At 47.3% G+C, this 11169-nt stretch carries 7 protein-coding genes; 2 read left to right on the top strand and 5 right to left on the bottom strand.

The window, feature by feature from the left end:
- Nucleotides 1-13 precede the first annotated feature (13 nt).
- Genes tssL through tagH form a run of 4 tightly spaced genes read right to left on the bottom strand, consistent with a single transcriptional unit; the run spans nt 14 to nt 4549 of the window.
- Nucleotides 14-1339, bottom strand: coding sequence for a type VI secretion system protein TssL, long form (tssL, locus tag MHM93_RS12175; protein ID WP_239449292.1), 1326 nt, complete (start codon nt 1337-1339; stop codon nt 14-16).
- 23 nt (nt 1340-1362) lie between these two features.
- Nucleotides 1363-2691, bottom strand: a complete 1329-nt coding sequence (tssK, locus tag MHM93_RS12170; RefSeq protein WP_045980642.1) for a type VI secretion system baseplate subunit TssK — start codon at nt 2689-2691, stop codon at nt 1363-1365.
- A gap of 22 nt (nt 2692-2713) precedes the next feature.
- On the bottom strand, nt 2714-3175 hold the full coding sequence (gene tssJ, locus MHM93_RS12165) for a type VI secretion system lipoprotein TssJ (protein ID WP_045980643.1): 462 nt from the start codon (nt 3173-3175) through the stop codon (nt 2714-2716).
- 24 nt (nt 3176-3199) lie between these two features.
- Nucleotides 3200-4549, bottom strand: coding sequence for a type VI secretion system-associated FHA domain protein TagH (tagH, locus tag MHM93_RS12160; RefSeq protein ID WP_239449291.1), 1350 nt, complete (start codon nt 4547-4549; stop codon nt 3200-3202).
- A gap of 298 nt (nt 4550-4847) precedes the next feature.
- On the opposite strand from tagH, the gene MHM93_RS12155 reads away from it, so the two are divergent.
- Nucleotides 4848-6830 carry a serine/threonine-protein kinase gene (locus MHM93_RS12155; protein WP_239449290.1) on the top strand — a complete coding sequence of 661 codons (1983 nt, stop codon included), beginning with the start codon at nt 4848-4850 and terminating at the stop codon, nt 6828-6830.
- Here MHM93_RS12155 and MHM93_RS12150 read toward each other — a convergent pair.
- Nucleotides 6825-7550: a tetratricopeptide repeat protein gene (locus MHM93_RS12150; RefSeq protein WP_022944412.1), complete on the bottom strand. Its 726-nt coding sequence runs from the start codon at nt 7548-7550 to the stop codon at nt 6825-6827. The two genes, MHM93_RS12155 and MHM93_RS12150, sit on opposite strands and share 6 nt — an antisense overlap.
- A 359-nt stretch (nt 7551-7909) precedes the next feature.
- Here MHM93_RS12150 and ppc point away from each other — a divergent pair, with 359 nt between their 5' ends.
- Nucleotides 7910-10534: a phosphoenolpyruvate carboxylase gene (ppc, locus tag MHM93_RS12145; protein WP_239449289.1), complete on the top strand. Its 2625-nt coding sequence runs from the start codon at nt 7910-7912 to the stop codon at nt 10532-10534.
- The last annotated feature ends 635 nt before the right edge of the window (nt 10535-11169 follow it).

Below are 11169 nucleotides of genomic sequence, written 5' to 3'. Positions count from 1 at the left end.
TCTTCCTTGAAACTTAAAACAGCAGATCAATTTCAATACGGCGGTTTTTGGCTCGCTGTGCGGCGGTATCATTACTTTCAACTGGTTCCGCTTCGCCACGCCCCTCTGGCCATAAGCGGCCACTTAACGACGCATTTTGCGCCATTGCATTGGCAACTTGCGTTGCCCGCGCTAATGATAAGTGCCAATTAGAGGGATATTCAGGCGTTGAAATCGGCGTGTTGTCGGTATGGCCGGTGATCAGCACTTTACCTTGCGTGCCTTCAAGGGCACGGGCAATTTTAGCAATAATCGGCTTCATATCCGCACGAACAATATTACTGCCGGAATCAAACAGCGACTCACTGGATATACGAATACGTACGCGGTCAGATTGTGACGTGACACTGAGCACGCCACGTTGAATTTCTGTTTGCAACAACTGGTTCAGCACACTGGCTTCTATGCTATCACCAGTGGTTTGTTCGCCTAATTGATAGGGAACTAAGGCATCAAGCTCTGTGAAAACATTATCGGAGTAACGATTCAGTTGGTACGAAAAAAGGGTGTAAACCACCAGGGCGAGGGCAGCAAATAAGGTTAATATAACCCAGAGTGGAAATTGCTGACGTAGCTCTAGGCCGTTAGCAATGCGTTTGCGCCAATTAATTGATAGCTGGCTTGAGCCAGTGCCACGGATCAGGCTTATCTCGCGATACAACTTATCACGGTAATCATCGACCGCAGATTGTCCCTGTGCACTGACACGATACTTGCCTTGGAACCCAAGATTCAAACAATAATATTGTAGTTCGAGTAGGTCGATATTATGACTCGACTGGCGCAGTGCCTCATCAAGTAAAGTGAAGAAGTACTCACCACCAAAGGTTTCTTTATGAAAGATGGATAGGAGACTTTCATTCACCCACACACTTTCGCTGCCCCACGGCGTATTGAGCACGGTCTCATCCAACAGCGCGCATACGCAATATCGTGCGGACTCAATAAGTTGACTATCGAGGTGCTCATTACGCAAAGACTGTTCAAAATTCTTAACAGCATCAATGCTTTGTTGTTTAAGCTTATCGACATCATCACAATGACTCATGCGATTGATTGCCACTGTCAGCGAAAAAATATCAGCACCGTAATCGACTAGCTTGGACTGAAAAATAGGTGCGTTCCCTTGCACTCGAGCAACAGGCTTTGACTGGTTCACATTGACTACAGTCTTATCCCCGCTAGAGGTGTCTGCACTAGCTGCTGCGCCTGAAGCACCAGCACCTGCAGGAGCTGGCTCGCCATTATTTTGTGCCAGTCCTCTTCTTCCTGGACGGGGCTTTAAAATCGTCTTGTCCATGATGATTGTATCCTGTTGGTTAGTTATCCCTTAACGGCCCAAAGTGCCACTTGTAGTTCGGGGTAGTTGCCAGAAATGTGCAGTGCAATACCACCACTACTGCTTAACTTAAGCCAGTGCTCATTGCCTTTTTCCAGCTGGAAGTAATGGTAGCCAGCATGATAGGGCACCTGCCTAGGTGCGACAGGCAAGGTCGCAAGAGTAATTCCTGGGATTTGGTTATTCACTAAGTCGCGAATTGTCTCGACGCTACCTATTTTCGTCTGTGCGGGTAGACGCTGACGCACTTCTTCGTTAGGTAGGTTCGCTTTTACAGCCAGTATAAAGTGAGCATTATCAAGTAAAGACTTATCATTAATTGCGCCAAAATAAATACCAAACTTGCTTTTCTCAAGGGGGATTTCCAGTGCAGTTTGTTCAAGTACTTGGCTCAGCGTTTGGTTGATTAATACCATTAAATTACCAAACACAGCAGTCAGCTCACTGTGGTTGTAATGTGGCAGCTCGGGAACTCGTTTATCACGGGTACTGAAGGTACTGAGCTCACCGACTAATTCAATCACCCGGTTATAAAGCATAAATGGATGTAACATATCCATATTTTCAAAGTTACTAAACACCGGTTGGTACTTGTTTAGCACTTGCAGCATCATAAAGTCAGCCACCGAAGTGGAACCTGCTTGCCCTTGAGTTAATCGCGCAGAAAGTGCTTCTGCACGCTGCTTTATCATGCCATGAATTTCGCGCACCACACTGGTTAATGGCGCAACCGCTTTGGCATTCAAGGTGGGAGCAATAAACTTGCTATCAAGTTTAATGTTGCCCTCGTCGGATACTTCGATGACCCGTGCAATAGGTAAACAAATATAACCAGCTCGATCATCGTTATGGCGTTTAAGTTGGCTGTGCAGCGCAGCAATTTGCACTGATTCCTGAGCATCGCTGCCTAAGCTTACATCAGCACAAGTATGGTCAGCGAAACGGTATCGGGTGATCATACCGTCACCATCAGCGCTGATATTTGTGCCATTGGTTTTATCACTGGCAATCGCCAAATAGATAACTTCGTCCCGTACTTCGCTGGTTAACGACAGCGCTTGTGGTAGCGGGTCGATCGTAGGCATATCAACGGCGGTGCCATCAGCTAGAGTGGCGGTCAGTTTGCTTAAACGAACTTGCCCTAAAGGTAGCAAGGATTGGTCTATTTCCAACGACACAGTCCCCCACGGGTAGTGGTGGACATGTTGGCTGCTGTGGTTGATCGCACGACGAATGCTGCGCTCAGCTTGCTGAAAATGTTGGGGACGTAAGAACATCCCCTCGGTCCATGCGATTGCGCTGTGGTCGCTCATGTAAATTCCCTCTTAGTGCTGTTTAGTCTTTAGCGTAAACAGCAATTTCCTCAACATTAACAGTTACATCATCATAGCCAGTTGGATCGGCCGCTAACACTGCACGCCAACGAGCTTGATCAATATCGCGATAGGCTACAACAAAGCCGACATAGCGCGTATTTCTATCTAGCGACATCGGGTACTCAAGTTTGCTTCCAGGTTGCAGCTCTAACTCGTCCTTTTTTAACAGATCAGGGCCCAACACCGACTCAGGATCTTCATAAAGGGTGAAGAAATCCTGATTATCAAATACTGTCCGTGAACTCAGCTCAAAGATTTTAACCACAACAGGCGAAGGACGTTGATTAATATCTGGGTTGATATCAGCCGCGACATTAAAGGTAACGTCAGTGGAGGGCGGTACTATCTTGTTCACCGCAGTACACGCACTCAGTGCTAAGGTAAAAATTACGACCAATACGGACAATAATTTGTTGTTCATGTTGTTTCCTCTAGGATAACTAATCTAAAGCGTTTTTAATTTACTATCGTAAGCTTTAACAAAATCATCAGCGAGCGCGCCACTGCCTTTGCGCTCAATTTCACTTTCCATGTCTTGGTGCATAGCGCTAAATAAACGCCAGCTTTTCGCTTCTAATTGATATGGTAAAACCTTTTTCAGACCGCCTTGTTCGTTTGCTTGGCTTTTCAGGCGCTCTGGTGAAAGTGTATCGAGTAATCCTTCAATGGCTCCCACGGTCCCGGCCATCATTGCCGTATCGTGGTCGCGAGTGTCTTTAAACGCCTCGGCAATAGCTTGCTCAGCATTTAAAAAGCTGGCGCTATTTCGGGTGTATAAGTTCTGGATTACATCTTCTAAAGTTGCTGAAAACTTCAGTGGATTATTTTGTTGTGCTTGGAACATAGTGTGATTCAAGCGCAGTTGTTGTTTCACCGAGGAGCGTTGTCTAAGTGATTCAATTAAGCCCAACAATAGAAGTCGTAAACTCTCCCCCATCTGTTGCCACGTTTGTGCGTTGTTTAATTCATTCGCAAGCTGCGCGTCAACTTGCAAACCTTGCAAAAAAGCAGCTGCCAATTCACCTTGCCCTGCAGCTGCTGGAGCTTGAGCTGGCTGCGGCGCAGCCGAAGCTTGTGGTGCAGTTTGTTGTGGCGCTTTTGGCTCTGGGGTTGAAGCGATACTATGTTGCGTTTGCGCTGTTGGTGCCGGCGTAGGAGCAGGAGCTGGTTGTGGCTCTGGTTGAGCCGCAGGCGCTGGCTGACTCGCAGGGGACGCGCTCTCAGGTTGGCCGAATGCTAAGTCTAACCCCCAGTCTTCGGGAATGGTTTCGGCTGCGGATTGAGAGCCGGATGCTGGGGCGCTCGCTGGTGTTTCTAGACCGGGCATCTGGAAAGATTGGTCAAGTTCGTTTGCGGATTGCATCTGCGTTGCAAACAAATCATCGTTATTCGTGCTCGCAGCAGGTGCAGCTTGCTGCGCAGGTATACTCGGCTGCGATGGCTGAGCTATTGGTGCGCTTTGCGCGGTGACGGCGCTTTGCGCCAGTTTAAATTCGATTTCATAATCGCCAATACTGAGCACATCACCGTCTTGCAATGCTTGTTGATTGCCTTTGCCTACAGGGGTCACGCTGTGGTTAACAAACAGGCCGTTTGTTGATAAATCATGAACAACGAAATTCGACCCAGAACGTTCAATACGGCCATGGGTGCTGGAAATTATTTTCTCAGGATCTGGCAAGTGCCAGTCGCACTCCTGTGAACGACCAAATACCAAGCTATCTTGGGTAGTCTTTGATGTTTCTATTTCAGGGGATAGGCGGTGGTAGCTGATAACGTTAAAGGTCGCTTCCATTTGCTTTACTCTATTCCATAAGACGACGTTAATAGCTCACGAGGATAAATATTAAGTTAGATTTTGTCAATAAAAGTGACGGTATCTAATAGCGCTACATTTACTCCGGTGTGGCATAAGTTCAAGTAACCATTGTAGTGGCCTTAAGAGATTGTGGTGGTTTTTGCAATTATACTGATGGTTATACTATTGAACCGTATAAAAGGTCATTTAAACCGCAATCTGTTATAGCCTTTTATTTAATAATCTAATATATTAACGCTCAGTGAATGGATGAACGCATTAAAGGACAGCCAATATGGATGACAAGCCGCAAAATGCAAGCGAGCAAGATAAAACGCAAATCGCTGGTATCGCAAACTCAGGTAACGCCCCACAAAAGAATGCTCAAAGCGCCAACCTTCAGGGCCTGAAATTAGGTGCACGGTATCTGCTGGAGGAACTTGTCGGCCAAGGTGGTATGAGTGATATCTACCGCGCCAAAGACCTACACCTCTCAACCAGTGATGGCGAACATCACGTCGTTATTAAAGTGTTACAATCGCAGTTTGCAGAATCAGAGCAAGCATTGGCGCTGTTGAAAAAAGAAGCCCAGCGCTGTCAGCAATTATCGCATCCAAATATTGTCCGCGTTTATGATTGTGCAAGCGTGGCTGGGATTCACTACATCGTTATGGAGTGGATTGAGGGCGAGACACTTGAGCAAATTATCAAGCGTTCACGGCCAACGGGCATGAAATTTGCCAACGCCAAACCCATTCTCACGCAAATGATTGATGCGCTAATTTATGCGCACGCCCACGGTGTTGTGCACACCGACCTGAAGCCTTCCAATGTTATGGTCACCAGCCAAGGTGACGTAAAAATTCTAGATTTTGGTGTTGCTCGTGCCCATCGCGGCGATGATATTTACGCTTATCAAGGCGCTCAGGCAGAAGATGGTGTTGCCGGGTACACCCCAGCTTACGCCAGCGCATCGCAATTAGAAGGCCAAGAGCCGACACCGCAAGATGATATTTTTTCGTTCGCGTGTATCGCCTATGAACTTATCTCGAGTAACCACCCTTATGACCGTGTTGCCGCCAATGAGGTGCCAGCGACTTATACTCTGAAAAAGCCAGCGTCGATGCCGATGCTACGTTGGGGCGCGCTGAAAAAAGCATTATCAATTTCGCAGCCAGGGTTTAAAAGCTTTAGCGAACTCAAGTCGAAATTATTGACTGTCAACCACATGCCGGCAGTGGCTGCGGTGGCAACTGTGGCTGTAGTTGCTGGGTTAGGATTTACTTATCATACCCAAGCGCAAAGTGATTACGCTTTGTTGCAAGCTAAATACGACAATGCCGTTGCCAAAAACGAGCAACTCAACCAGTGGATGGGATGGGGGCCAAGTAACCTATTCAGTAAACTAGGTGAAATTCCGCCACAGTACCAAGTACTAAAACAAGGCTTGGTGGTTAAAAACCAGCCCCAGTTACTGGCACAGTTGGAGCAACAAGCGAAGTTAGCAGGCCAGAATAAAGAGCAAGAATACAAGAACTTCACTGCAATTATTAACGTGTACGATCAAGCCAAACCTCGTTTCCCTGACTCACTGGCGTTGGCTGAACTTATTCAAGATACGCGAACAGAGCAGCAATCGGTGCTCGACGGTGTGGTTGAAAAAATTGACTTGCTATTGAGTCAAGGACGTTTAACCGAGGGCGGTGACAACTCTTTGGTTAAGCTTTCTGAAGATCTAGCCTTCATTGCTCCTGAATTTAATTATCAACCGATGGAAGCTGGGGTTACTTTATATCTTGAGCAATACCAAGCAGCCGTTGAAGCAGACGACGTTGCGACTTTAGATACCTTAGCCGAAGTCGGTGAGGCCGTATTTGCACAAAACCAACAGATTGCGCAATTATTGCAACAAGGTGAAGCGAAACGCGAAGCCATGACGGTGCTAGCACAGTACTTCAATAAACGTGAGAGTAACCCGGATACACCGTATCCTTACGAGGCTGCCACGGCGTATTACCAAGATCAGTTTGATGCTTGGGAAGTATCCATCACTAATATGGATGACCATAAAGAGCTGATTGCACTGGAAGAAGAAGTGAACACGTTGGCAGAAAAAGTGCCAGAAGATTTTCAGCCCATGGTAAAACTGAAGAAATCGCTCGCTTCTGCATATTTGTCGAAGGCGCATGCATTAATGCAAAAGCGCATGTATCGTACAGCGCAGAAGCTAATAGAGCGAAGTGACTCGATTAACAAGTCACTCTCAGCTTACTTATAGGCGACGACCTTCTCCAGCATAACGGCCGGCGAGGATCTTTTCATAGATGTCGTCGGCTTTTTGCTTTGCCCGCTCAATTTCTTCAGGCTGCAATTTTTTCTCGTCGAGTTTGCGGCTGGTACTGGCATCGTCATTGCCATTATATTCCGCGATGGTGTTCCAGATATAAGACTTTTCGATACTTTTAGCTACACCTAGGCCTTCATAGTACATTAGCGCAAGGTTAAATTGAGCCAAGGTATAATTTTGCGCTGCTGCTTTACGATACCAATCGATTGCGCTTTGGTAATCTTTAATAACGCCTTCGCCATTGGTGTACATAACGCCAAGGTTAAATTGCGCAGCAGCCAGCCCTTTTTCGGCAGCCCCTTTGAATAAACTGACCGCCCGTTGCAAGTCTAGCTTCACTCCTCGGCCTTCTTGGTACATGACCGCTAAGGAAAACATCGCGTCTGCATAGTCTTTATCCACGGCCTGCTGATATAGCTGAGCAGCCTTACGTTGATTCTTCGCTACACCGTGGCCGCTTTCGTACATTTGCGCCAGTTGATAGATTCCAGGGGCATAGCCCATGTCTGCTAAATATTGAAACTCGCTGAGAGCGGTTTCAAAATCTCCCACATTGGCCGCAGCAATGCCTTCTTCTAACCCCGCATGTGCTGCGGGCGCGAGTGCAAGTGCACTGCTCAGTGTCAGTGCGCATAGTGTGTATCGCAACATCTGTGTTCTCCGCGTATGGCTCGTATCTTTATGATTCTAGCCTGTTTATTGGTATGGGTCCAAAGCTTAGCCATAAAAAAACCCAAGCAAGGCTTGGGTTTTTGGGGTCATATCTACCGTCACCGATATGAGCAATGTAGCAAGTAAAGTTTTCATCGCATTGAGTGCGTATGAACAAGACCTAGAGAAAGCAAAAGACTCCGTTTCGTCTTGTTGATAATGATTATTACTAGCATAGCTTAATGTGTCAAGTGCAAATAGGAATTATTATCAAATTAGTTTTTCTCCTTTTCTTAGCCTTTCAAAGCGAGGCACTTCCATGCTACAAAAGATAAAAATAAAGACACAGGAGTGAGGATATGAGTGATCAATACGCGGCACTACGCAGTAATGTGGGTTTATTAGGGCAGATGCTAGGACAAACCATTGCCCAGGCATTGGGTGATTCGGCTTTGGCCAAAGTTGAATCAATTCGTCAGTTGGCAAAAACTTCTCGCGGTGGCGATGAGCAGGCGCGTGAGGCGCTGATCAGCGAGTTACAATCCCTAAGCGACGATGAGTTACTGCTTGTTGTGCGCGCGTTCAACCAATTCCTCAACCTAGCTAACGTTGCTGAGCAGTACCATACTGTGTCGCGCTCGGGTAACCAGGGTTTTTGCGAACTTGACCCATTAAAGCAGACTTTACTGCGCCTCAAGCAAAGCCATGTGCAAGAGCACACCATCAAAGAGGCCATCGCACGGCTAGATATCAACTTGGTATTAACTGCGCACCCAACGGAAGTGACACGGCGCACACTGATTAACAAACACGTGCAATTAAGTGATTGCTTAAACCTGTTAGAGCTGGGCGACTTGCTGCCGCAGGAACAACAAAAACTCCACGCGCGCATGCGTCAACTAATAGCACAGGCGTGGCATACCGATGAAATTCGTCAACAACGGCCAACGCCTTTGGATGAGGCGAAGTGGGGTTACGCGGTCATTGAAAATAGCCTGTGGCAAGCGGTGCCAGAATATGTGCGTGAGCTCGATGACACGCTGACTCAAGAGTTGGGTGTTGGTTTAGCAAGTGATGCAAAGCCGGTGCGTTTTACCTCATGGATGGGCGGCGACCGCGATGGCAACCCTTTTGTAACGTCGACTGTGACACAGAGCGTACTCGACCATGGCCGGTGGATGGCATTGGACTTGTATATTAAAGACATCAACCTGTTGATCAGTGAATTATCGATGTTCGCCTGCGATGATGCTTTAGCTAAACAGGCTGAAGGAGCCCATGAACCCTATCGTGCGGTATTAAAGCAACTACGTGAAAAGCTGACGCTCACTCATGAGTATCTCGAGGCCAAAATAACCGGGCAGTCGCCACGCGGCGAAAACATCATCACGGATATCAATCAGATAACGGATGTGTTAAAGGCCTGTGAGCGCTCGTTAGAGGCCAATAATATGGCCATCATCGCCCAGGGGCAGCTGCGCGATACGCTGATCCGCTGTCGGTGTTTTGGTTTGCAGCTCTCGCAATTGGATATCCGCCAAGACAGTGACAGACACGCACAGGTGCTCGGTGAGCTGACCGAGTACCTAGGCCTAGGTGATTACTGCCAGTGGGATGAGCAAGGCAAACAAGAGTTTCTCAAAGCAGAGTTGGCCAGCAAGCGGCCGTTATTACCTCGCAATTGGCAACCAAGTGAACAAAGCCAAGAGGTTCTCGACACCTTTAAAGTGATTGCCCAAAATCGCGCCGAGAACTTTGGCATTTACATTATTTCCATGGCTCGTCAGGCATCAGATGTGCTGGCGGTTAAGTTATTGCTACAAGAAGCAGGCTGTCAGTTTAACATGCCGGTTGCACCTTTGTTTGAAACTCTGGATGACCTTAATCGTGCACCTGAAGTGATGCAGGCTTTATATAGCGATGATGTGTATCGCCAACACCTAGGCACTCATCAGTATGTGATGATTGGCTATTCAGATTCAGCCAAAGACGCAGGGATGATGGCCGCAGGCTGGGCACAATATAGCGCTATGGAGTCCTTGGTGCAGCTTAGTGAGGAGCAGGGCGTTGAGCTCGTGCTATTTCACGGGCGCGGCGGTACTGTTGGTAGGGGAGGAGCCCCAGCTGCGCAAGCGTTGCGCTCGCAACCGCCAGGGAGTTTGAAAAATGGCCTGCGCGTGACTGAGCAAGGTGAGATGATCCGCTTCAAGTTCGGACTGGCCAGTGTCGCAAAGCAAAGCCTGCATTTATATGCCAGCGCAGTACTTGAGGGGAATCTGCTGCCACCCCCAGAGCCTGAGCCTAAGTGGCGTGACGTTATGGCTAAAATTAGCGATGCATCGTGTCAGCATTATCGTGCGACTGTGCGCGAGAACCCTGAATTTGTACCTTACTTTCGCAGTGCCACACCAGAGCAAGAGTTGGGTAAGTTGCCATTGGGATCGCGGCCTTCTAAGCGCAACCCTAATGGTGGGGTGGAAAGCTTAAGGGCCATTCCATGGATCTTTGCTTGGTCGCAAAACCGTCTGATGCTGCCTGCTTGGTTGGGGGCCTATCAAGGTTTAGGAGCGGCGATTAGTGAATACGGTGAACATACATTGCAACTTATGAGTCAGGAGTGGCCGTTCTTTCGCACCCGATTAGAAATGTTGGAAATGGTATTCTGTAAGGCGGATAGTTGGCTTAGTGCGCATTATGATCAGCACTTAGTGGCGCCGCAGTTACAGCACTTTGGCGAACGTTTACGCCAAGAGTTAGCGCAATCAGTGGCGCTGATCAAAGAACTAAGCCCAGAGCACACTTTATTAGGGCATCAGCCTTGGGTGCGTGAGTCTATTGCATTGCGCAACCCCTACACAGATCCGCTTAATGTCCTGCAGGTAGAGCTATTGAAACGAGCCCGCACTAATAGCTCGCAGGCATTAGATAAAGCCTTAATGGTCACCATGGCTGGGATCGCAGCGGGTATGCGCAATACCGGTTAATTAGGTGTGAGGCGGTGTATCAGCCGCCTCGCATCTGAACCTCGCCATTGTGGTAAGTGGCCATCATTCACACCCAATAAAATGCGATGAGCGATCATCAAAGAGGCTACTTGCCTTGTGTAAATAACGCGGTTGCTCATCAGAGCGGAAATAGGCCAAGAGTGTAAAATAAGGCTCGTTATATACACCAGTTTTTGGCTCGAATAAGTAGAAACTAAAGTTAACCCTATGAAAGTGTTGAAGTTCGATATTTATATATCGTGCCATTTTAAGCTCGGATATCTCAATGCTCGTTTTTAACAAACCAATACAGCTTAGACATTACCAATTCACTCTGGTAACTTTATGAAATTACTTATAAATATAAAGTGTGCGACTCACTTTTTGTTGTTTGAGTTTTGGCTTAACCCGAAATGCACGCTAATAAGCTGTTATGTGTCTTTGAACTATCGAGGGACTTTTGAATACATTAGAAGAGTTTAGAAACAAGATTGACAATGATGAAGGCCTAAAGAATAAACGGAAAATTTTAATATCCCCGAATTCAGATAATAAGTGCACCACTCATGGTTAAGAGGTGACAGACGATCAACTGCCTGTTGGTGGTATTCTAATGTCGCCAAACAAAAAGAGTA

Origin of the sequence: Pseudoalteromonas sp. MM17-2, assembly GCF_022347945.1 — a bacterium.
In the GTDB taxonomy this organism is placed as follows: Bacteria; Pseudomonadota; Gammaproteobacteria; order Enterobacterales; family Alteromonadaceae; genus Pseudoalteromonas; species Pseudoalteromonas ruthenica.
The sequence above is the reverse complement of the archived record's forward strand: the minus strand, read 5'-3'. Positions and strand labels throughout refer to the sequence as shown.